Origin of the sequence: Reyranella sp. (assembly GCF_036558665.1) — a bacterium.
GTDB lineage: Bacteria > Pseudomonadota > Alphaproteobacteria > Reyranellales > Reyranellaceae > Reyranella.
This window is the reverse complement of the sequence record NZ_DATBFE010000119.1, coordinates 36,540-57,007: the sequence shown is the minus strand read 5'-3', so window position 1 is coordinate 57,007 and position 20,468 is coordinate 36,540. Positions and strand designations below refer to the sequence as shown.

General features: G+C 65.2%; 23 protein-coding genes. 14 read left to right on the top strand and 9 right to left on the bottom strand.

Annotated elements, in window-relative coordinates; genetic code table 11:
* Positions 1–743 (bottom strand): tRNA glutamyl-Q(34) synthetase GluQRS (gene gluQRS / locus VH499_RS17640; RefSeq protein ID WP_332054058.1); only part of this gene is annotated, 743 nt, incomplete at its 3' end.
* A gap of 45 nt (positions 744–788) precedes the next feature.
* Between gluQRS and VH499_RS17635 the strand changes: the two genes are divergently transcribed.
* The 8 genes from VH499_RS17635 (at position 789) to VH499_RS17600 (ending at position 7,849) form a co-directional block, all read left to right on the top strand.
* Positions 789–1,487 (top strand): DNA-3-methyladenine glycosylase 2 family protein, encoded by a 699-nt coding sequence (locus tag VH499_RS17635; protein ID WP_332054057.1) that lies wholly within the window; start codon positions 789–791, stop codon positions 1,485–1,487.
* On the top strand, positions 1,484–2,158 hold the full coding sequence (locus VH499_RS17630; protein WP_332054056.1) for an alpha/beta hydrolase: 675 nt from the start codon (positions 1,484–1,486) through the stop codon (positions 2,156–2,158). Before VH499_RS17635 ends, VH499_RS17630 begins: the two co-directional genes overlap by 4 nt.
* 1 nt (position 2,159) lies before the next feature.
* On the top strand, positions 2,160–3,398 hold the full coding sequence (locus VH499_RS17625) for a serine hydrolase domain-containing protein (RefSeq protein WP_332054055.1): 1,239 nt from the start codon (positions 2,160–2,162) through the stop codon (positions 3,396–3,398).
* Between the two features lie 119 nt (positions 3,399–3,517).
* Positions 3,518–4,948, top strand: coding sequence for a carotenoid oxygenase family protein (locus VH499_RS17620; protein ID WP_332054054.1), 1,431 nt, complete (start codon positions 3,518–3,520; stop codon positions 4,946–4,948).
* A 140-nt stretch (positions 4,949–5,088) separates the two neighbouring features.
* Complete coding sequence (locus VH499_RS17615; protein ID WP_332054053.1) at positions 5,089–6,090, top strand: nitronate monooxygenase family protein; 1,002 nt, start codon at positions 5,089–5,091, stop codon at positions 6,088–6,090.
* Between the two features lie 93 nt (positions 6,091–6,183).
* Entirely contained in the window at positions 6,184–6,765 is a 582-nt protein-coding gene (locus VH499_RS17610; RefSeq protein WP_332054052.1) for a YqaA family protein, read from the top strand.
* Between the two features lie 8 nt (positions 6,766–6,773).
* The gene (locus VH499_RS17605) at positions 6,774–7,289 is read left to right on the top strand and encodes a disulfide bond formation protein B (protein WP_332054051.1); all 516 of its coding nucleotides are present in this window, start codon (positions 6,774–6,776) and stop codon (positions 7,287–7,289) included.
* A complete protein-coding gene (locus VH499_RS17600) occupies positions 7,286–7,849 on the top strand; it encodes a demethoxyubiquinone hydroxylase family protein (RefSeq protein WP_332054050.1) in 564 nt (187 codons plus the stop codon). The genes VH499_RS17605 and VH499_RS17600 overlap by 4 nt, the downstream gene beginning before the upstream one ends.
* Positions 7,850–7,858: 9 nt before the next feature.
* On the opposite strand, the gene VH499_RS17595 is transcribed toward VH499_RS17600, so the two are convergent.
* Positions 7,859–8,422, bottom strand: a complete 564-nt coding sequence (locus tag VH499_RS17595) for an HNH endonuclease (RefSeq protein ID WP_332054049.1) — start codon at positions 8,420–8,422, stop codon at positions 7,859–7,861.
* A 156-nt stretch (positions 8,423–8,578) separates the two neighbouring features.
* Positions 8,579–9,790, bottom strand: a complete 1,212-nt coding sequence (locus tag VH499_RS17590) for an MFS transporter (RefSeq protein ID WP_332054048.1) — start codon at positions 9,788–9,790, stop codon at positions 8,579–8,581.
* Positions 9,791–9,896: 106 nt separating this feature from the next.
* On the opposite strand from VH499_RS17590, the gene VH499_RS17585 reads away from it, so the two are divergent.
* Positions 9,897–10,613 carry a hypothetical protein gene (locus tag VH499_RS17585; RefSeq protein ID WP_332054047.1) on the top strand — a complete coding sequence of 239 codons (717 nt, stop codon included), beginning with the start codon at positions 9,897–9,899 and terminating at the stop codon, positions 10,611–10,613.
* On the opposite strand, the gene VH499_RS17580 is transcribed toward VH499_RS17585, so the two are convergent.
* Positions 10,610–12,106: a hypothetical protein gene (locus VH499_RS17580; RefSeq protein ID WP_332054046.1), complete on the bottom strand. Its 1,497-nt coding sequence runs from the start codon at positions 12,104–12,106 to the stop codon at positions 10,610–10,612. The two genes, VH499_RS17585 and VH499_RS17580, sit on opposite strands and share 4 nt — an antisense overlap.
* Before the next feature lie 152 nt (positions 12,107–12,258).
* On the opposite strand from VH499_RS17580, the gene VH499_RS17575 reads away from it, so the two are divergent.
* Both VH499_RS17575 and VH499_RS17570 read left to right on the top strand, forming a co-directional pair.
* Positions 12,259–12,645, top strand: a complete 387-nt coding sequence (locus tag VH499_RS17575; protein WP_332054045.1) for an OsmC family protein — start codon at positions 12,259–12,261, stop codon at positions 12,643–12,645.
* A 13-nt stretch (positions 12,646–12,658) separates the two neighbouring features.
* The gene (locus VH499_RS17570; RefSeq protein ID WP_332054044.1) at positions 12,659–13,612 is read left to right on the top strand and encodes an LLM class F420-dependent oxidoreductase; all 954 of its coding nucleotides are present in this window, start codon (positions 12,659–12,661) and stop codon (positions 13,610–13,612) included.
* 11 nt (positions 13,613–13,623) lie between these two features.
* Here VH499_RS17570 and VH499_RS17565 read toward each other — a convergent pair whose 3' ends face one another.
* From VH499_RS17565 to VH499_RS17555, 3 genes are read right to left on the bottom strand one after another with little or no spacing between them, the layout of a single operon-like run.
* On the bottom strand, positions 13,624–14,346 hold the full coding sequence (locus VH499_RS17565; protein ID WP_332054043.1) for a ribonuclease activity regulator RraA: 723 nt from the start codon (positions 14,344–14,346) through the stop codon (positions 13,624–13,626).
* 52 nt (positions 14,347–14,398) lie between these two features.
* On the bottom strand, positions 14,399–14,938 hold the full coding sequence (locus tag VH499_RS17560) for a hypothetical protein (protein WP_332054042.1): 540 nt from the start codon (positions 14,936–14,938) through the stop codon (positions 14,399–14,401).
* 39 nt (positions 14,939–14,977) lie between these two features.
* Positions 14,978–15,700 carry an RraA family protein gene (locus tag VH499_RS17555; protein ID WP_332054041.1) on the bottom strand — a complete coding sequence of 241 codons (723 nt, stop codon included), beginning with the start codon at positions 15,698–15,700 and terminating at the stop codon, positions 14,978–14,980.
* 159 nt (positions 15,701–15,859) lie between these two features.
* Here VH499_RS17555 and VH499_RS17550 point away from each other — a divergent pair, with 159 nt between their 5' ends.
* Positions 15,860–16,459 carry a cupin domain-containing protein gene (locus tag VH499_RS17550; protein WP_332054040.1) on the top strand — a complete coding sequence of 200 codons (600 nt, stop codon included), beginning with the start codon at positions 15,860–15,862 and terminating at the stop codon, positions 16,457–16,459.
* A gap of 22 nt (positions 16,460–16,481) precedes the next feature.
* On the opposite strand, the gene VH499_RS17545 is transcribed toward VH499_RS17550, so the two are convergent.
* Positions 16,482–16,985, bottom strand: coding sequence for a flavin reductase family protein (locus tag VH499_RS17545; RefSeq protein ID WP_332054039.1), 504 nt, complete (start codon positions 16,983–16,985; stop codon positions 16,482–16,484).
* 135 nt (positions 16,986–17,120) lie between these two features.
* Here VH499_RS17545 and VH499_RS17540 point away from each other — a divergent pair, with 135 nt between their 5' ends.
* Both VH499_RS17540 and VH499_RS17535 read left to right on the top strand, forming a co-directional pair.
* Positions 17,121–18,158, top strand: coding sequence for a hypothetical protein (locus VH499_RS17540; protein ID WP_332054038.1), 1,038 nt, complete (start codon positions 17,121–17,123; stop codon positions 18,156–18,158).
* 162 nt (positions 18,159–18,320) lie between these two features.
* Positions 18,321–19,451: a hypothetical protein gene (locus VH499_RS17535; RefSeq protein WP_332054037.1), complete on the top strand. Its 1,131-nt coding sequence runs from the start codon at positions 18,321–18,323 to the stop codon at positions 19,449–19,451.
* 40 nt (positions 19,452–19,491) lie between these two features.
* Here the strand turns inward: VH499_RS17535 and VH499_RS17530 are convergent, their stop codons facing one another.
* Positions 19,492–20,463, bottom strand: coding sequence for a glycosyltransferase (locus tag VH499_RS17530; RefSeq protein WP_332054036.1), 972 nt, complete (start codon positions 20,461–20,463; stop codon positions 19,492–19,494).
* Positions 20,464–20,468: the final 5 nt, after the last annotated feature.

The following is a 20,468-nucleotide window of genomic DNA, read 5'->3' as shown; positions in this document are numbered from 1 at the left end:
TCGGTCAGCAGCCTGTGATGGGCATAGAGCGGAGTCCGGTAGCCCAGGAGCTTCTGCAGCAGGACATGGACATGCGTGGACGGCAGCACGTCCTCGCCGCGTGTCACCAGCGTAATGCCCTGCAAGTGGTCGTCGACCGTGACGGAGAGATGGTAGCTGGTCGGCGTGTCCTTGCGGGCGATCACGAAGTCGCCCATCAGCAGCGGCTGCCCCTCGATGCAGCCCTGCGTCTCGTCGATGAAATGGTAGGGTCCGGCGAGCGCTGCTGCCTTGGCGGCATCGAGACGCAAGCAATGCTCCTGATCCGCCGCCAGCCGGGCGCGCCGCTCGGCGGTACCGAGATGACGGCAGGTGCCGGGATAGAGCGGCCCGTCGGGCCCCGCGCGTGAACCGTGCGGCGCGGCCGCCGACGCCGTCAGCTCGCGCGCGATGTCGGCGCGCGAGCAGAAGCAGGGATAGATCAGCCCCCGGGCATCGAGCTGATCGAGCACGCGGCCATAATCGGCGAAATGGTCCGACTGGCGCCGCACCTCGCCGTCCCGGTCCAGGCCCAGCCACTCGAGGTCGGCGAGGATCGAATGCTCGTACTCGCGCCGGCAGCGCCGAACGTCGATATTCTCGATGCGCACGAAGAAGTGGCCGCCGGCTTGGCGCGCGCGATGCCACCCGACCCAGGCGGAATAGGCCGAACCGAGATGCAGCTCGCCCGTCGGGCTGGGGGCAAAACGCGTCACGATCTCCATGATCGGACGTTACTGCGAGCTCGCAGACCATGCTATGCGGGGAAGATGGCTCAAGTAATCCTCGATGCCGCCAACCTCAGGAAGGCGATCCGGCATCTCGCAAAGGTCGATCCCGACTTCGCGCGCATCGTAAAGGAAGTGGGGCATCCCCAATTGCGCGAGGTGCCCACCGGCTTCGGCGGGCTGATGCGCTCGATCGTGGGCCAGCAGGTCTCGGTCCATGCCGCGCGCAGCATCTGGCTCCGGCTCGAAGCAGCCGTACCGTCCATGGAGCCGGCGGAATTCCTGAAGCTCGGCGACGAACAACTACGCGCCGTCGGGCTGTCGGCCGCCAAGATGAAATACGGCCGCAGCCTCGCCACCGACATCGTCGAAGGGCGTATCGACTTCGAGGCGCTGAAGGAGCTGGAAGACGAGGCCGCGATCGCCATGCTGACGCAGGCCAAGGGCATCGGGCGATGGACGGCAGAAATCTATCTGATGTTCGCCCATGGCCGGCCCGACATCATGCCCGGCCTCGATCTCGGGCTGGTGGTGGCGGCGCAGCATCTCAAGAAGCTGCGCAAACGGCCCGATGCCAGGCGGCTGATCAAGATCGCCGAGGCGTGGCGGCCGTGGCGCAGCGCCGCCGCGCTTCTGCTCTGGCATTATCGCCGCAACATGCCGGACTGGAGCGCGAGGGAAGTCAAAGCGGCCGCCAAGCCCGCACCCAAGGCTGCCCGAAGGCAAGTGGAGGCGACATGATCAAACTCGACGGGCCGAGCCAGGGCCCGCAGGCCGGCGGCAAGCCGGGTCATCTCGTCGTGCTGCTGCATGGCTATGGCGCCGACGGCAATGATCTGATCGGGCTCGCGCCCGTCCTGGCGCCCTTGATGCCGGATACGGTGTTCCATGCCCCCAACGCGCCATATCCCTGCGAAGGCAATCCGATGGGTTATCAGTGGTTCGGCATTTCCCGGCTCGACCCACAGGTCGCGGCCGCCGGCGTGCGCGCGGCTGCGCCCTTTGTCGATGCATTCCTCGACGAGAAGCTGGCCCAATACGGACTCGACGAGGCCAGGACCGTGCTGATGGGGTTCAGCCAGGGCACGATGATGGCGCTGCATGTCGGTCTGCGCCGCACCAGGCAACTCGCGGGCATCGTCGGCTTCTCGGGCATGCTGGCCGCGCCCGAGGCTCTCGGTCCCGAGATCAGGAGCCGGCCGCCGGTGCTGTTGCTGCACGGCGACAGCGACGAGATGCTGCCGCACATATTGACCCAACGGGCGGCGGAAGTCCTGCGCCAGCATGGCGTGCAGGTGCGCATGCACATTGCGCAGGGCGTTGGCCATGGCATCGATCAGACGGGGCTCTCGCACGCCGCGCGCTTCCTGCTTGACGCCTTCAAGCTGCCGCTGCCCCAACAAGGGACCTGACATGACCATCCAAGGAACGTGCGAGAAGGGCTTCGAGCGCGTCGCCGATGCCTTCCGGAAGAACTTCTCCGACCACGGCGAGGTCGGCGCTTCCGTCTGCCTGATGGTCGGCGGCGAGACCGTGGTGGATATGTGGGGCGGCTTGGCCGATCCCAAAGCTGGCAAGCCCTGGAAGAGCGATACGGTCAGCATCGTCTATTCCTGCACCAAGGGAGCGACGGCGCTCTGCACCCACATCCTGGCGAGCCGCGGCAAGCTCGATATCGATGCGCCTGCCATCGAGCTGTGGCCGGAGTTTGGCCGCCACGGCAAGGGCCGTGTCACCACGCGCATGATGCTCGACCATTCCTCCGCGGTGCCGGTGCTGCGCGCGCCGATCAAGGACACCGGACCCTATGAATGGGACTACATGACCGATCGGCTCGCCAACGAAGAACCGTTCTGGGAGCCCGGCGCCCGCAACGGCTACCATGCGATGATGTTCGGCTGGACGGTCGGCGAGATGGTGCGGCGCGCCTCGGGCCGGTCACTCGGTACGTTCTTCCGTGAAGAGGTCGCCAGGCCGCTGGGCCTCGACTTCTGGATCGGCTTGCCGGAGGAGATCGAGCCACGGGTAGCGCCCATGATCCCCTATATCTACAAGTCGAACGAGGCCAGGACGCCCTTCATGATCGACGTCGCCACCAAGCCGCAGTCGATCCCTTCCCTGTTCCTGTTCAATGCCGGCGCATGGCGCACGGGTGGCGCCAACAGCCGGGCCGGCCACGCCGCGGAGATCGGCGCTGCCAACGGCATCACCAACGCGCGCGGGCTCGCCGGCATGTATGCGCCGCTGGCCAATGGCGGTTCGATGGCGGGCGGCGGCAATCTCGTCGATGCCCGCACGCTCGTACGCATGGCCGAGGTCTCGATGGCCACGCACGACGACGCCACCCTGCGCATTCCGACACGCTTTGCCCTCGGCTTCATGAAGTCGATGGACAACCGCAGGCGCAGTGTGGGCGCGGAGATCTTCGGACCGGACATCGACAGCGTCATCCTGGGCAGTGCGGCCTTCGGCCATGTCGGCGCCGGCGGCTCCCTCGGTTTCGCCGATCCCGCCGCCGGTCTCTCCTTCGGATACACGATGAACCGGATGGGTCCGGGCCTGCTCATGAACGAGCGCGGCCAGTCCCTGGTCGACGCTGCATACCGGTCGCTCGGATACGGCAACAAGGATGGCGGCGTCTGGGTGAAATGACGCCACTCTCATTCCTGTCGCGAAAATTTGCCTGAAATGACCTTGCGGGAAACGCCGTGTATTGATAGGGTCCGATAGATACACAGCGTTTCCCTTACCTTTCGGTGCAGGAGCACGCCATGGCCAAAGCCTTCCCGACCGACAATCCTTTCCTCAAGGGCTACTACGCGCCGGTGAACACCGAGGCGGATGCCGGCCATCTGCAGATCTCCGGCGACATGCCGAAGGAGCTCTGCGGTACGCTCTACCGCAACGGTCCCAATCCGCAGTTCGCGCCACGCGGTCCTTATCACTGGTTCGGTGGCGACGGCATGATCCATGCCTTCCATGTCGAGAACGGCAATGTCTCCTACAAGAATCGCTGGGTGCGCACGCCCAAGTGGGAGATCGAGAACAAGGAGGGCGAAGGCCTGTCCGGCACCTTTGGCCATCCGCTCTACACCGATCCGCGCGTGCTGGCGCTCAACTCGACCATCGCCAACACCAACATCGTCTGGCACGGCGGCAAGCTTCTCGCGCTCGAGGAGGCGCATGCGCCTTTCTCGCTCGACCCGGCGAGCCTGATGCCGGTCGGGCCCAAGGGTGGTTACGAGACCTGGGATGACAAGCTCTGCGGTCCGTTCACCGCACACCCCAAGCTCGACCCGAAGACAGGCGAGATGGTGTTCTTCGGCTATTCGGCCAAGGGTCGCTTTACGAGGGAAGTAAGCCTGCAGACCGTCGACGCCGGGGGCGCGATCACGCGTGCCGAGATCCTCGAGGGTCCCTTTCCCTCGATGATCCATGACTTTGCGGTCACCAGGAACTGGATCATCGTGCCGATCTTCCCGCTGACGAGCTCGATGGAGCGCGCCATGGGCGGCAAGCCGCCCTTCGCCTGGGAGCCCGACAAGGGCACGCACATCGCCTTCATCCCGCGTAACGGCACGGTCGCTGACGCCAGGTGGATCGCCGCACCGCCCTGCTACGTCTTCCATCCGATGAACCATTTCGAGACGGCGGACGGCAAGGTGGTGATCGACGTCATGAAGTATGACGTGGCGCCGCTCTTTCCTCTGCCCGACGGCTCGCCCTCGGCGAAGGAAACGCCGCAGGCGCGGCTCTTCCGCTGGAGCTTCGATTTCGCGGGCCAGGGCAACACCTTCAAGGAGGAGCAGCTCGACGATCGCGCCGGCGAATTTCCACGCTTCGACGAGCGCTTCTGCATGAGCGACTATCGCCACGGCTGGATCGTGTCGGGCAACGTGGCGGCCGCCGGCAGCCCGCGCCACGATGGCATCACGCACTATGATCTGGCGACCGGCAAGAACGTCACCTGGAACGAAGGACCGGACGATCGCTTCGGCGAGCCGATCTTCGTGCCTCGGTCGGAGGACGCCGCGGAGGGCGACGGCTGGCTGCTGAGCGTCGTGTTCCGCGCCGATGAAGGCCGCAGCGACCTCGCCGTATTCGAGGCCATCGATCTCGCACGGGGCCCGGTCGCGTTGGCGCATCTTTCGAGCCGCGTGCCCGCCGGCTTCCATGGCAACTGGCGGCCGGGCCCGCTCTAGGCGGACGAAGCCGGCCGGGTTGCGACCGATCGCTCGAAGCGGCCGGACTTTCTTGACCGCATCGCTGGATGGCCGGCATACATCCGGACACCGAGCGTGGCGGCCTGCATGCCCTCCTGAAGTCGACGAGGATACGGTTCATGGCTCTTCCGGCACTGTTGTGTGACTCGCTTTCCATTCCCGTCGTCGGCGCGCCACTGTTCATCGTCTCCAATCCCGACCTCGTGATCGAGCAGTGCAAGGCCGGAATCGTCGGCTCGTTTCCGGCGCTGAACGCGCGGCCGAAGGAAGTCCTGGAGGAGTGGCTGAAGCGCATCGCCGGTGAGCTTGGCGACTACAAGGCGAAGCATCCCGGAAGGAAAGTTGCGCCCTTCGCGGTCAACCAGATCGTGCACAGTTCCAACGACCGGCTGGAGCATGACGTCGATCTCTGCGAAAAGTACAAGGTACCGATCCAGATCACCTCTCTGCGCGCGCCCGACGACGTGGTGAAATCGGCGCGACGCTACGGCTGTGTCGTGTTCCACGACGTGACCAACGTCGCGCACGCCAGGCGCGCGCTGCAGGCGGGCGTCGATGGCCTGATCCTGGTTTGCGCCGGGGCGGGCGGCCACGCCGGCCGATTGTCGCCCTTCGCCTTGGTCCCCGAGGTGCGCCAGTTCTATGACGGCTGCCTGCTGCTCGCGGGCTCGATCGCCAACGGCGCATCGGTGCTGGCCGCACAGGCGCTCGGCGCGGACCTCGCCTACGTCGGCACGCGCTTCATCGCCACCTCGGAGGCGGCGGCTTCCGCGGAGAACAAGCAGTGCATCGTCGAGTCGAGCGGCGAGGAGATCGTCTATACCAACCTCTTCACGGGCGTGCACGGCAACTACCTGAAGCGCAGCATCGCGGCGGCCGGCCTCGATCCCGATGCCTTGCCCGAGGCCGACAAGAGCAAGATGAATTTCGGCTCGGGCGGCAACATGAAGACCAAGGCCTGGCGCGACATCTGGGGAGCGGGTCAAGGCGTCGGCCAGGTCCACGATGCGCCTTCCGCCGGCGAGGTCGTGGCGCGGCTCAAGGCGGAGTACGAGGCGGCACGGGCCGCGCTGTTCGCCGGCGAGACGGTGCCGACCAGCCTCAAGCAGGCGGCGGAATGACGGCCCGTGACCGTCATCCCGGGCACTTGCCAGGGATCTGATACCGAAGAAAGATCGCTCGCTGCGCTCGCGATGACACGCTAGTAGCCTGTCATGCTGCGCCGCCTCTATGACTGGGTCATCCGGCTTGCCGGACACCCCAAAGCCATTGTCGCCATGGGCGCGGTGGCCTTCGCCGAAAGCTCGTTCTTTCCGATACCGCCCGACGTGATGCTGATCCCGATGGTGCTGGCCAACCGCACCAAGGCGTTCCGGATCGCCTTGGTGTGCACCGTCTGCTCGGTGCTGGGCGGTCTCCTGGGCTATGCCATCGGCTTCTATTTCTTCGAGACGATCGGCGCCTGGCTGGTGAAGACCTACGGCCTGCAGGACGGCCTGGAGAAGTTCCGTGCGGGCTTTGCCGAATGGGGCACCTGGATCATCCTGATCAAGGGGCTGACGCCCATTCCTTACAAGCTGGTGACGATTGCTTCAGGTGCTGCGCACTTTGATCTTGTCACTTTCGTGTGGGCATCCGTCGTGACACGTGGCCTGCGGTTCTTCATCGTGGCAGCCTTGCTGTGGAAGTTCGGCGAGCCGATCCGCAGCTTCATCGAGGAACGCTTGACGCTGGTGACGTGGTTGTTCCTGGTGGCGCTGGTGGGCGGGTTCGTGGCCTTCCGCTACCTGTTCTGAGGCCGTCGATGAGCGCTGCCCGGTCCAAGCCGCTTCCCCTTCCGAGCAAGATCGGCCTGCTCGCCGCCCTTGCCAGCGCCGCCCTTCTGGGAGGAGCTCTCTACTTCCAGTACGTCGTCGGCCTGCCGCCGTGCGAGCTTTGCTACTGGCAGCGCTATCCCCACGTCGCCTCGATCGTGCTCGGCCTGGCCGCGGTCGCGTCTCTCCCCGCGCCGCGGCTCGCCTACGTCTTCGCCCTCGGGGCGATCGCGGCCCTTCTGGTCACCGCCGGCATCGGCCTGTTCCATGTCGGCGTCGAGCTGCACTGGTGGTTGGGGCCACAGGCATGCTCCGGCCACATTCCGGGCGGCCTGTCGCCTGCCGAACTCAAGAAGTACCTTTTCTCGGCCAAGATGGTGCGCTGCGACGAGCCAGCGTGGTCGATGTGGGGCGTCTCGATGGCCGGCTGGAACGTGATTTTCTCGGCCGGCGTGGCGATCCTGCTTTCGCTGAGCATCTTCCGGCGCATCAAGGTGCTTCCATGAAAACCGGCGAAGGGCGCAACCCCGGCGACCTCGAGGCACGCCGTGTCGTCGAGCGCGCGATCCGCGTCGACCAGGCGGGCGAGTTCGGTGCGGTTCGGATCTACGAAGGCCAGCTCGCGGCGCTTCGCTGGACGGGGCGCGTCAACGGCGAGGCCGGCCGCAAGATCGCGGCCATGGCGCGTACCGAACGCGAGCATCGGACCACCTTCGACCGCCTCCTGACCGAGCGCCGCGTGCGTCCGACGATGCTGTCGCCGGTTTGGAACCTCGCCGGTTTCGCGCTCGGCGCGGCGACGGCCCTGATGGGCGACAAGGCGGCGATGGCCTGCACCGTCGCCATCGAGGAGACGATCGACGAGCACTATGCGAACCAGGCCGGCGCCTTGGGCGATGATGAAGCAGAGCTGCGCACGACCGTCGAGAAATTCCGCGCCGAGGAGATCGCGCATCGCGACGAGGCCCTGGCGTCAGGCGCCGAGCAGGCGCCCGGCTACGATCTCCTGACGCGCACCATCAAGACGGGCTCCAAACTCGCGATCTGGCTGTCGACGCGAATTTGAGCAATCGGCTCAGTTCTGATCCAGCTCGCTGTCCCAATAGAGGAAGTCACGCCAGCTCTCGTGCAGGTAGCCGGGCGGAAAGGCGCGGCCGTTCTCCTGGAGCTCCACCGTCGTCGGCTCGATCGGTGCGCGCTGCAGGATCATGCCGCTTTCGCGCAGCAGCCGATTTCCTTTCAGGAGATTGCACGGGCTGCAGGCCGTGACGACATTGCTCCACATCGTACGGCCGCCGCGGGATTTCGGCACGACATGATCGAAGGTGAGTTCGTTGGTCGCGAAATCGCCGCCGCAATACTGGCAATTGAAGCGGTCGCGCAGGAACACATTGAACCGCGTGAACGCAGGCCGCCGCGCCGCCGGCACATATTCCTTGAGTGCGATGACGCTCGGCAGGCGCATCTCGAAGGACGGGCTGTGGATCTTGCGGTCGTATTCGGAAACGACGCTGACGCGGTCGAGGAACACCGCCTTCACCGCATCCTGCCAGGACCATATCGACAAGGGGAAATAAGACAGCGGCCGAAAATCGGCGTTGAGCACCAGCGCGTGGCAGGACTCAAGGCCCGGCGTCACGGCTAGCTCCGCCGCGATTGGCTGGGACTACTTGGGAAGTCGATCCGGTCGAACATGGCGCGCATTGTGGCGATATTTTTTGGAAACACAATATGTCGATATCAAGGTCAGTCGGGATATCGCGCAGAGATGGCCGCGCCTCGTCGGACCTGATCGCTAGCGGCCGAGTCGCTCGCGCGCGCCCGCTTCTGCGCCGAGCGAGGTAGCGGCAAGCGCCAGCGCGCAGACCGAGAACGTCATGACCGCGGCGTATCCGCCGGTGAGATCATGCAGCAGGCCGCCGATCCAGGCGCCGAGGAAGCCGCCGATTCCCATGCCCGTGCTGATGAGGCCGTAGATCCGGCCGAAATTGGCGCCGCGATAGCGGAGCGTCGCCAGAGTCGAGATCATCGGACCGCGCGAGCCCTGGCTGCCGCCGAACAGCAGCACGTAGAGCCACAGCCAGAGATCGTCGTCCGGGCCGCGGACGAGGGCCAGCATGCCGACACCCGCGATCGAGCAGGCATAGGCGAGCAGCGCCGCGAGCTTGCGACCGCCGCGATCCGAGAGCCAGCTGAAGCCGATCATGCCGAGCGGCGTCAGCACTCCGGCGACGGCCAGTGCACGCGCCGCGTAACCACCTTCCATCCCGCGCTCCAGCAGATAGACCATGGCCTGCGGCGCGATCGAGAAGATGCCGAGCGACGTGAAACCGAAGGAAAAGGTGAGCGCCCAGAACGGCCATTCTCGCACCGCCTGTCCCACCGTCATGCCCGCGGTCGCCGAGGCGTGCGCGCGCTCGAGTCCCGGCGCTCCCCTGGCGATGCGGCGCCACGGCAGCAGGAGCAGCAGCGGGATGAAGGCGGCGCTGATGCAGGCAAAGACGAAATAGGCATGTCGCCAGCCCGCGGTCGCGATGATGTGCTCGGCCAGCGGCAGAATGACGATGGCACCCACTCCCGAAGCGGACCACGCGACTGCCAGCGCCACGCCCAATCGATGGGCTGCAAACCATCGGCCGAGCAGGGAAGAACTCAGCACACCGGAGAGCGACGCGCCGCCGAAGCCCATGATCATGCCAAGTCCGAGATAGAGCTGCCAGAGTTGCCCAGCCTGCGAAGCGCTGGCGCTCGCGAGCGCAGCGGCCGACATGCCGATCACCGTCAGCGCTCGCAAACCGAAGCGATCCACGATCCAGCCGGCGAGAGGCGCGCCGGTTCCGCCGACCAGCAACGCAAAGCTGTAGACCACCGTCACGGCGCTGCGGCTTGCCGAGAAGTCCTGCTGCAACGAGGGCACGAACACGGGGAAAGAGTCGCTGATCGACCTGCTGGCCACACCGAGGGCGAAGCACAGCGCCACCAGCGACCAGGGCACGAAACGGCTCATCACTTCCACCCTTGGCCGCACGATCGCGATCGTGCAAGCGGTTTGCCGGCCGGCAGGCTTGCAATTGCGACATGTGCGCGTCACGTTCCGCGCCGCGGAGGAGTTGGTGAATCAAACCCTGATCGTCGAACGCAGCTTCAATGGGCCGCGCTTGTCCGGCAACGGCGGCTATGTCGGCGGCCTGCTCGCCCGGCACTTCGACCCCGACAGCGCCGTCGAGGTGACGTTTCGCGCCCCCATTCCCCTCGAACGTTCGCTGGCGTTGCACTGGTCGGACGGCAGCCTGCAGCTTCATGATGGCGATACGCTGATCTGCGAGGCACATCCGGGCTCCGTCGATCAACTCGACCCGCCGCCTCCGCCTGCCGACTGGAACGACGTGATGGGACGCGAGCGCGACGGCGGCAGTTTCGAGGACAGCGACTTCCACTATTGCATCGTATGCGGACGCGGCCGCGCGGTTGGCGACGGCCTGCGCGTCCTGGGTACATCCGGCCCCGACGCCGGTCGATCGCTCTCCTGCTACGTGCCGCATGCCGCGCACGCCGACGGCGATGGCCGCATCAAGCGGGAGTTCGTCTGGGGAACGCTCGACTGCCCCGGCGCCTGGGCAGTACAGGATCCGGGCGACTGGCGACCCGCCCTGACCGGTCGCATGACTGCGATGATCATCGACCCGCCACGGATCGGCGAACGCTGCGCGGTGGTCGGCTGGAAGCTCGGGGCCGAAGGACGCAAGCTACATTCAGGCACTGCCCTCTATACCGAGAGCGGACGCCTGTGTGCCCTCGGTCACTGCACCTGGATATTGCTCAAGGACTAGCGGCCACGCACGAAGATCATCGCCTGATCGTCGCTGTAGGCGAGACGCCAGCCGGGCAGGTGCGCCAGGAGCTTGTTGGCCGGCAGATCCTTGGAAAGGAACGTCCATTCGATCTGGTATTGATCGAGAACGGCTTCGAGCGACGTCTCGCCGTGGAGATAGGCGGCGTCGACATAGCGCTTGATGAAATCGCCGCCGAACAGCTCGCCGCGCCCGTCGATGAAGGTCGGAATGCCGGACTCGATCAGGTATCCGCCGTAGCCATAGTGATTGAACACATGGCCCTTGAGGCCGGCCTTGTGCACGAACTCGAGAGCGGCCGAGGGCGTTGTCGCTTCCGGCGCCGTGACGGCGCCGAAGCGCACCAAGCCCGCAGCCAGCAGCGCCGCCACGGCGAGGCAGAGCGCGAGCAGACCGCGGCCCGCGGGCCGTGCCAACATGACAGGCCATCCCCTTGCCTCGGTCGTCGGCCGCAACGCAGGCCATTGCCGCGCCAGCACCGGTGCAATCACGAGCGGTGCCAGCATGGCCAGGATCTCGGCATTGCGCGCGTAGCGCAGGAAGAGGTGCGCGAGTCCGAGCACGATCAGGAGGCGAACCAGTGGGAGCTTCAGACCACGCGACAACGCGAGATAGAGCGCGACCAGCAGGATCAGTTCCTGCATGGGCTGTTGCTGGAAGTTCGGCGACCTCCATTCCGAGATCGTCGCCAGCGCGTCGCCGAGACCGAAGATGCGGAGCGTGACCAGCATCGATTCAGGCCCGTACGGCGTGACGCACGCTGCCAGCGCGGCGGCGACACCGAACTTGGCCCAGGCAACGAACAGCGTCCGGCGCTCCGTCCGGTCCTTGGCTGCCACCAGCGCATCGAGCGCCATCGCGCCTGCCAGCACGAGCCCAAGAGTGAAGCCGCCATGCAGGTTGGCCCAGAGCACCATGGCGACCAGCAGCACGGGCTTCGGGGCGCGGCGCTCCTCGACCGCGCGCACGAGGCCTGCGACCCACCACAGCATGACGGGGAAAGCGAGCACATGCGGACGGGCCAGGAAGTGGGCGCTCGTCAGGGCGAAGGCTGCAACCGTGAACAGGAGTGCCGGGAAGGGCGTGAGATCGCGCAGCAGCAGGCGCAGCAGCAAGGCGAACGTCGCCGCCACGGCGGCCGCCGCCAGCGCCCCCACGCCGCCCCAGCCACCCAGATCGTAGGCGCCGGCCAGCACCACCTGGGAGAGCCACTCCTTGGCGATCCATGCCTGTCCGGCAAAGGTGAAGGAATACGTGTCGACATGGGGAACCGTGCCGTGCTGCAGGATCCAGTTGCCGACGGTGATATGCCAATGGGTATCCGGGTCACTCAGCAAAGGCTCGGCCTTGAACAGCGCAAGCCAGATGAAGACACCGAGGCCAACCAGCAGCGGCCACGATGGTGCCCAAGGTGAGCGCGCCGGATCGCTCTGGCTGTGGGATGACAGGGACAGGCCGGAAGTGACGGCCATGAAAAGCTCCGAAATGACTGAAAGAATATCAACTAATTCACTGATAATATGACATTTTCTGAAAGACTTCCAGATGCATATCGGAACGGCGACGGGACTGCTCCGTTGCCGTTAGACTGGCTGCGGCAGCGTAACGATGGAGAGGGCGCGGTATGGCGCGGGCCAGGGCAAGCATCGGTAGGACCAACTACGCGACAGCGATCACGGCCGGCCGTCATCGCCTCGAGGCCGACGAGGGTCCCGAGCTCGGCGGGCAGGATTCGGGGCCGGCTCCCTACGATCTGCTGGTGGCGGCGCTCGGTGCCTGCACGGTCATCACGCTGCGCATGTATGCCGAGCGCAAGCAGTGGCCGGTCGAGGCGGTCCACGCCGATGTGCATTTCGTGCGCGAGGGCGACGATCAGCGGATCGATCGCCATCTCCGGATCGAAGGAACCGTGGATGCCGAGCAGCGCAAGCGCATGGCCGAGATCGCCGAACGGACGCCGGTGACCCTTAGCCTGAAGCGCGGCCTCGAGATCCGCACCACACTGGACTGAAGGAGAGACGACAATGCAGATCGGATTCAGCGCGCCCACTGCTGGCCCGCTGGCCAGCGCCGACAACCTGACGCGGCTTGCCGCCGGCGCCGAACAGCTCGGCTATCACTACGCGACGTTCAGCGACCATGTGGTGATCCCGACCGACATCAAGGCGCGCTATCCCTACAGCGAAACCGGCGAGTTCAGCACCGCGGGCAATGGCGAGCGCAACGAGCAGTTGATCGAGCTGGCTTTCGTCGCCGCGTGCACCTCGAAGCTTCGGCTAGTCACGTCGGTCATGGTCGTGCCCCACCGGCCCGCCGTGCTGGCCGCCAAGCAGCTTGCCACCATCGACGTCCTGTCCGGAGGGCGCGTGACGCTGGGGATCGGCGCCGGCTGGATGAAGGAGGAATTCGAGGCGATCGACGCGCCCGATTTCGACAAACGGGGCAGGGTGACCGACGAGTACGTCGCCGCCTTCCGCGAGCTTTGGGACAAGGAGCATCCGAAGTTCTCGGGTGAGTTCGTCAAGTTCGACAACATCACTTTTGCGCCCAAGCCCGTGCAGAAGGGCGGCATTCCTATCTGGGTCGGCGGCGAATCGGGGCCGGCGTTGCGCCGCACCGCGCGCCTCGGCGACGCCTGGTACCCGATCGGCAGCAATCCAGCCTTTCCGCTCGATAGTCTCGCACGCTTCCGCGCCGGGGCCGACAAGCTCCGCAAGCTCGCGGCCGAAGCCGGCCGCGACCCCCGATCGATCGGGCTCGCCCTTCGTTTCCCGCGATACGGTGCGGCGCTGCCGGACAAGGCAGGCGACGGCGAGCGACGGCTCTTCTCGGGCGCAGCCCCAGCCATTGCCGGCGACATCAAGGCGCTGGCGGCGCTCGGCGTCGGCGCCATCGACCTCAGCTTCGGCGGCGATACGGTGGCGGCGATGCTCGAGCAGATGAAACGTTTTACAGGTGATGTCATGGCGAAGGTCTGACCCGCCTTCACCTATTTCTTCTTGCCGCCCTTCTTTTTCCACTCCTCGTAGTCGCGCTTGGCTTCGTCGCCCGCAACCGGGAACAGGCCCTTGAGCGAGCGCCCGCGCGCCACTTCGTGCTCGGCGAATTCCTCGTACTCGTAGTTCTTGACAGCTTCCTCGGCCACCGCTTCGACGATATCGGGAGGGATCACCAGCACCGCATCGCGGTCGCCGACCACGATGTCGCCAGGATAGACGGCGACACCACCGCAGGCGATCGGGAGCTGCAGATCGACCGGGCGGTGGGCGATCGGGCTGGGCGGCGAGGACGGACGGCGGTGATAGGCCGGCAAGCCCGTCTTGAAGATGCCGTTGGTATCGCGGAAGCCACCGTCGGTGACGATGCCTGCCGCGCCGCGCGCCTTGAGCCGCCCGACATAGAGGTCACCCGCGGACGCCGCCCGCGAATCGCCACGCGAATCGATCATCAGCACGTGACCCGGCGGACACTCCTCCATTGCCTGCGGCTGGATCGTCGAACGGTTGGTCGAGGCCGGCCCGTCCTTGTCCTCGCGCGACGGAATGAAGCGCATGGTGAAGGCCGTCCCCACCATGGCCGGCTGCTCGGGCCTGAGCGGCCAGACGTCGAACAGAGTCATGCTGCGCAAGCCGCGACGGTTCAGGACGCCCGTGAGCGTCGAGGTGCCGACCCGGGCCAACGCCTCCCGCAGGTCGGAGTTGAGAGCGGTCATGAGTGCTTCTCCCTGGATCTAAGCCAGCCCAGCGGACGGCGGCTCGGCTGTCTCACTCGCCTGCCGACTGGACCTTGTTATCGCGATGGGCCTGGGAGCGGCGCACAGCCTGGGAGACCCGGCCGACAGCTGTGGGTTCGAGAACATCAGGTCCCTTGGGATTCTCGATCGGTCGCATACCCTTTCCGGCCCGCCGACCGGTGCTCGGATGATGGATGCGTGCCTTGCGTTTGCGCTCGAGCGCGGCGCCGAGCCGGACGCGGATCTCGGCGCGCTTCTCTTCCGCCCGCAGATGATCGAGCCGCGCGTTCACACGCTTGAGTGCCCGGGCAAAGACCTGTTTCTTCGCCGCGACGCCGCGTTCGCTCGATGTCTCGACGGCGGCGCTGCGTGGTTCGGCCTTGCCGCGACGTACGCGGCGGCGATGTTCGATCATACCGCGCATCCTCGCCCGCTGGTCACGCAGCCATCGCGCGAGGCCGGGCAGTTCGTTACGCGCCACTTCCAGCAAGGCTGGATAGTGGCTGCGAACGACCTTCTGGTACTCGTCTTCCGTTAGCAGACGGCGTTCATCCGCGATCGATGTGCTCATGCGGGCGATCCTAGCACTGCCCGCAGCAATTGCCGAGTATCAGCGCTTCTTCTGTGCATAGGTGCCGCCGGCACTGGCGGCGCGGACCTCAGCCGCCGTCTTCGCCTTGCGGATCTGCACCAGGCGACGTGCCTCGTCGTCGAGCATGGCCCGGGCGTTCTTCAGGACCGCCTCGGCATGCTGGACGGGAAACTTCACCGCCCCGTTCTCGTCCATGTGGATGAGTTCGCCCGGCGCCACATCCATGCCGCCTACCGACACCGGCACGTTGACGGCATGCACGGCCTGCTCTCCGTGGCCGGCAGTGATGCCGCCCAGCATGTACTGGAACCTGAGCTTGCGGATGGCATCGACGTCGCGCGACGGGCCATTGGACAGAAGTCCGACGCACCCGACAGCCATCATCTGGCTCACCATTATCTCTCCGGCGAGGCCTGCCTTGTTGTGCAGCTCGGTCGGCCATTTTTGCTGGATCACCAGGATGGTCGGCTTCTTCATGCCGTCGAGCGCATCGACCACGTCCATGAAGCTCAGCCGGCCCGGGAAGTTTGGATCAGGCAAACCGTAAACGCAGGTCACCGCGTAGCCGACGGTAGCGCCGAGTTCGGGGTAGATGCAGCGGATCGACGTGTCGGTATACCAATTCTCGGTCCACGGATTGTAGAGACCGAGGCACAATGGATTCTTCGGATAGGTCGCCACCACGTTGGTGATGGTGGGCGTGTCGATCTTGCGCAGCTCAGCAAAGAGATCGTCGGTCATCGGTCGCATTTCCCCATTCGGTTCGTCCCATTCTTCTACCCCAACGTTCCGCATCTTGCGCGCGAAAAGCTCGCAGCCACAGAACCCATGCCGCCGACTCGTCTCGCGCTTTTCGAGGCGCGACGATATCGTGGGGCCAAAGCTGCGAAAGGAAGGCAAATGGTCCAACGCATTCGCCGTGTCGTCACAGGACACGACAAGGATGGCAGGTCGATCTTCATCATGGACGGCGAGGCACCGAATGTCCTCGAGATGAAGTCGATGCCAGGAGTCGCTTTGACGGACCTGTGGCGGACGAAGACATCGCCTGCTTCCAATACCCGCAACGGAGATGCGGCCGCCGGCAAGATCAAGCTCGAGCCGCCGCAAGAGGGCACGATCCTGCGGATCGTCGAGTTCCCTCCGGACTCGGCCTGGCGCGACGCGGCCGACGCAAAAGCGGCCTTCGCCTCCATCGGCGCAAGCGGCGCGCCCGATCATGGCTCGGCCGATGCAATGATGCACTGCACGGCCACCGTCGATTACGTCATCGTGCTCAGCGGCGAGATCTACGCCATCATGGACAAGGGCGAGAAGCTCCTGAAGCAGGGCGATATCCTCGTCCAGCGTGGAACCAATCACTCCTGGAGCGTGCGAACCAAGGAGCCCTGTGTCATCGCCGCGATCTTGGTCGGCGCCCAACCGGTCGGCCGGCTGGCAAGGCAAGCCAGGCGCAAGCCGGCGCCGAAGCGCGCCGCCTCTTCTCGGAGGCGGCGCTGAGAAGTGACCTCGCCCGGCCTGGCTATCCGCCGTAGTAGACGTTGTCGCCGAGGTCCTTCATCTCGAGGATGGCAGCGTCGGGACGGCCGGCGGGAGCCTTGTTGAGATGAGCTTCGGTCACTTCGCCGACGACGATGTGATGATCGCCCTGCTCAACGATGGAGATCACGCGGCACTCGACCGCGCCCGGTGCATCGACAAGGAGAGGCGCTCCGGTCGCACCGGTGCGGAAGGATTGGCCGCTGATCTTGCCATTGCTCACGTCGGCCGGCCTGAAGAAGGTGAAGGCAAGGCTCTTTTGTTCCTTGCCCAGCATGTTGAGCGCGAAGCTCTTCGCCGATTTCACGATCTGATAGGCTCCCGAGTCCGTCTTGACGCCGACGACAACCAGGGGCGGCACAAAGGCGGTTTGCGTGACCCAGTTCACCGTCGCCGCCGCGATGCCGCCCTTGCCGTCGGACGCGGTCAGAACGTAGATCCCGTACGGGATCATGCGCAGGACCGTCTTCTTCGCTTCGGTATTCATTGTTCCCTCCGTACTCGATGGCTTCCGCGGTCAGCCGTCACAGGTTAAACGCGACACGGAGCGATAACCAGAGAGCCCGGTTGACGACAGACGGCAGGAAGTGGACGCTTCGACAACCCGTGTCGAGCAGTGTCCATGGCAGACATTCTGGCTCTTGGAATATCTCACTACCCTCCGCTGACCGGACCCGACGAGCGCATGTCGTGGATCCTGAAGCGGATGCTGCAGAATCCGCGTCTGCCGCTTGGCTTGCGCACGCCGGCCGGATGGCCGGACGCCATGCGGGTCGAATGGGGCAGCGACGAAGGCACCTGTTCGGCGATACGGCATCGCGCGGAGCTCGTCGCCTGGCTGCGCAGGACCCGCGCCGCCCTCGATGCGTTTCGTCCCGACTTGGTGCTGATGTGGGGCGATGACCAGTACGAGAACTTTCGCGAGGACATCGTGCCGCCCTACTGCATCAGCGCCTACGATCGCTTCCGCTTCGCGTCGCCGCCAGGCAACGTATGGGCCGAGAGCGGCAAGACCTTCGATCTCCCCGGCCATCCCGAGGCTGCCAAGATGCTGACCGGCCGCCTGATAGAGGAAGGTTTCGACACCGCCTATGCCTACAAGGCGCTGCATCACCCGCTCGGGCATGCCTTCACCAACGCCATCCTCTATCTCGACTATGACCGCAAGGGGTTCGACTATCCGATCATCCCGTTTGCCGTGAACTGCTATGGCCGGCGCGTGATCGCCCAGCGCGGCGGCCTGCCGACGTTCGACAAGGTGGTGGCCGAGGCCGATCTCGATCCACCGGCGCCGACGCCGAGGCGACTCTTCGATCTCGGGGCCGCGACCGCGCGCATCCTTGCGCAATCGCCCTACCGGGTGGCGCTACTTGCCTCGTCCGGCTGGTCTCACGCCTTCCTGACCGCCAAGAACCATTACCTCTACCCCGATACGCCGGCCGATCGGCGCATGTACGATGCCCTGTGTGCCGCGGACTGGGATTGCTGGCGCAACTATCCGAGTGTGGCCGTCGAAGAGAGCGGACAGCAGGAGATCCTGAACTGGATGTGCCTCGCCGGCGCACTGAGCGAGCTCGGGCGCACTCCCAAGGAAGCAGGTTTGGTCGAGACCTGGATCTTCAATTCTTCCAAAGTGTTCCTGATCGCGCCGCCACCTTGAGCCGTCACGGAGCATCCCATCGATGTCGGCTGGTCGGCCGAGCCGTGGAGTTACCCCCTAAGAATAGTCGTCTCGCCCCTTTTTGAACGCGGGCGCATCAAATGCAACCGTCTAACATGCGCTGAATTTAGGGCGCTGCGTCCGAAAGGGCGGGCTGTTGACATGAAACTGTGTACCGGCGCGTGGGTGGAGGTGCGGAGCAAGGACGAGATCCTGAGCACGCTCGACGAGAAGGGTCGCCTCGGCGGCCTCCCGTTCATGCCACAAATGTTCAAATATTGCGGTCGCCGCTTTCGTGTGCAGAACAGCGCCTACAAGACCTGCGATACGGTGAGCGGACATTATGCCGGACGAAGCTTGCCCGACGCGGTGCATCTCGACATCCGTTGCGATGGACAGGCCTATGGCGGATGCCAGGCGGGTTGCCTGATCTTCTGGAAGGATGCCTGGCTCAAGCCCGCCGACGATCCGGACGAAGAGCCGCCTGCGCCCAATGGCGAAAGCCCTCAAACCGAGCGGGCGAATGGCGGGAAGGACTGCACGGAGGGCGATGTCCGGGCGGCAACACGATACGAAGGACCAGGCGGCGAAACGAGATATTCCTGCCAGGCAACCGAACTGCTCAACTACACGGCACCGCTCAAATGGTGGGATGCCCGCCAGTACGTCGAGGCCTACACCTCGGGCAACAGAACATTGGCTCAGGTATGCCGCGGCCTCTGGTATCTGCTCTACTATTACGGGACGTTCGCGTTCAGCGACAGATGGGGTCACCCTGCGCGCTGGCTTTACAACCGCTTCCAATCCGCCACCGGCGGCATCCCGTTTCCCCGCATGCAAGGGAAGATCCCGGCGGGACAGCCGACGCCCCGGCACGATCTCGGCCTTCAGCCGGGCGATCTGGTGCGGGTAAGGACCTATGATCAAATCCTTGCCACATTGGACAGGCGGCTCTCGAACAGAGGGCTGTGGTTCGACGCGGAACTCGTGCCGTTCTGCGGCAAAGTCTTCTATGTCAGCGCCTGCGTCGAACGCTTCGTCGACGAAAAGACAGGACGGATGCGGCGGCTGAAAACACCGGCCGTCATCCTGCAAGGCGTGACCTGCAGGGCGCTCTACAGCGGCCGGCGGATGTTCTGTCCGCGCGCGATCCACTTGTGGTGGCGCGAAATCTGGCTCGAGCGTGTTCTAGCTGCCGAATCCTCGCGAGCACCTCTTTCCATCCAGCTCGGCACATGCAGCACTACGCAGGAGATCGCGCCGGTCGCCTACGACGGCACCGCCGCACATTGACCGCCGACTCGCTCGTCGATTTTCTCGGAGGAGCGCACGTTCAGTGTTCGCTACGGGCCAGCTCGTCCAACATGTAGCGCCCGACCGCGGACCGGGTGTGATTGGCAAGGACGTGTCGCCGACCGTCTTCCGCCATTTGCGAAAGCCTCGGCTTGTCGGCCAGGAGGCTCACGACCTGGTCCGCCAGACAATCGCGATCGGCGTCGTAGTAAAAGCAGTGTGCGCCTTCCCCGAGGTACAGATGGCGACGGTACCGGGGTCTGTTGATGAGCGGCACGGAGCCTGCGAGACAGGCTTCATAGTGGCGATAACAATCCCAGCCCTCGCCCTCGGGCGAGAGCACCAGCCACGATCGGCTCAGCGCCTCGATGAACGCCGGATAGGAAAGCGGCGCGTCGGGGATGAAGACGCGGATGCCGCGTGACGCCAGGTGTCGCGCCTGGTCGACTGCCTTCGCTCTCGTCTCGTTGCATATCCTGCCGACAAAGATGAGATCGATATCCTTTTCTCGAGCCGCCGGAACCCTGCGCTCGTCCGGAAGCACGAGCGGAATTGGCTTGAGCTTCCGGGCCATTGGACCATCATTCGGTTCGTCGAGGGAGAGTTCCCTCTTGAAGTAGAGCGCGCAGCGAGGAAACAGCCGCAGCGTCGTGTCGCAAAGACGCCGGTCGTCGTGGATGTCCAGTACCACGCTGCGCGTCGCTCGCAATCCGTGGCGATGCAGCAGCGCGGCGACGGTCGGCAATCTCGCAGTGCGCCGCAGCAGCGCCTTCGCCATCAGCTTGTACCTCGACTGATCATGCACATGCTGGGGGTGGATCGCTGGCAGGACTATCAGGTCGAATTCGCGGCCGCGGATTCTTTTCAAGGTGCGAGCGAGAAGAGCCAGCGTCGGTGCCTCCGGCCGCATCGGCTCGTCTGCCGTCAGGCTGCCCCCCCAACGGATCCAGTGGGTATCGTCCGGTTGCAATGCCTTTAACAGACCGAAGCGAGATATTTCGAGCACTCTCATGATGC

Coding starts and splice junctions, on each gene's coding strand:
- VH499_RS17635 (WP_332054057.1), top strand. CDS start 789: ATGGCTCAAGTAATCCTCGATGCCGCCAACCTCAGGAAGGCGATCCGG.
- VH499_RS17630 (WP_332054056.1), top strand. CDS start 1,484: ATGATCAAACTCGACGGGCCGAGCCAGGGCCCGCAGGCCGGCGGCAAG.
- VH499_RS17625 (WP_332054055.1), top strand. CDS start 2,160: ATGACCATCCAAGGAACGTGCGAGAAGGGCTTCGAGCGCGTCGCCGAT.
- VH499_RS17620 (WP_332054054.1), top strand. CDS start 3,518: ATGGCCAAAGCCTTCCCGACCGACAATCCTTTCCTCAAGGGCTACTAC.
- VH499_RS17615 (WP_332054053.1), top strand. CDS start 5,089: ATGGCTCTTCCGGCACTGTTGTGTGACTCGCTTTCCATTCCCGTCGTC.
- VH499_RS17610 (WP_332054052.1), top strand. CDS start 6,184: ATGCTGCGCCGCCTCTATGACTGGGTCATCCGGCTTGCCGGACACCCC.
- VH499_RS17605 (WP_332054051.1), top strand. CDS start 6,774: ATGAGCGCTGCCCGGTCCAAGCCGCTTCCCCTTCCGAGCAAGATCGGC.
- VH499_RS17600 (WP_332054050.1), top strand. CDS start 7,286: ATGAAAACCGGCGAAGGGCGCAACCCCGGCGACCTCGAGGCACGCCGT.
- VH499_RS17590 (WP_332054048.1), bottom strand. CDS start 9,790: ATGAGCCGTTTCGTGCCCTGGTCGCTGGTGGCGCTGTGCTTCGCCCTC.
- VH499_RS17580 (WP_332054046.1), bottom strand. CDS start 12,106: ATGGCCGTCACTTCCGGCCTGTCCCTGTCATCCCACAGCCAGAGCGAT.
- VH499_RS17575 (WP_332054045.1), top strand. CDS start 12,259: ATGGCGCGGGCCAGGGCAAGCATCGGTAGGACCAACTACGCGACAGCG.
- VH499_RS17570 (WP_332054044.1), top strand. CDS start 12,659: ATGCAGATCGGATTCAGCGCGCCCACTGCTGGCCCGCTGGCCAGCGCC.
- VH499_RS17565 (WP_332054043.1), bottom strand. CDS start 14,346: ATGACCGCTCTCAACTCCGACCTGCGGGAGGCGTTGGCCCGGGTCGGC.
- VH499_RS17560 (WP_332054042.1), bottom strand. CDS start 14,938: ATGAGCACATCGATCGCGGATGAACGCCGTCTGCTAACGGAAGACGAG.
- VH499_RS17555 (WP_332054041.1), bottom strand. CDS start 15,700: ATGACCGACGATCTCTTTGCTGAGCTGCGCAAGATCGACACGCCCACC.
- VH499_RS17550 (WP_332054040.1), top strand. CDS start 15,860: ATGGTCCAACGCATTCGCCGTGTCGTCACAGGACACGACAAGGATGGC.
- VH499_RS17545 (WP_332054039.1), bottom strand. CDS start 16,985: ATGAATACCGAAGCGAAGAAGACGGTCCTGCGCATGATCCCGTACGGG.
- VH499_RS17540 (WP_332054038.1), top strand. CDS start 17,121: ATGGCAGACATTCTGGCTCTTGGAATATCTCACTACCCTCCGCTGACC.
- VH499_RS17535 (WP_332054037.1), top strand. CDS start 18,321: ATGAAACTGTGTACCGGCGCGTGGGTGGAGGTGCGGAGCAAGGACGAG.
- VH499_RS17530 (WP_332054036.1), bottom strand. CDS start 20,463: ATGAGAGTGCTCGAAATATCTCGCTTCGGTCTGTTAAAGGCATTGCAA.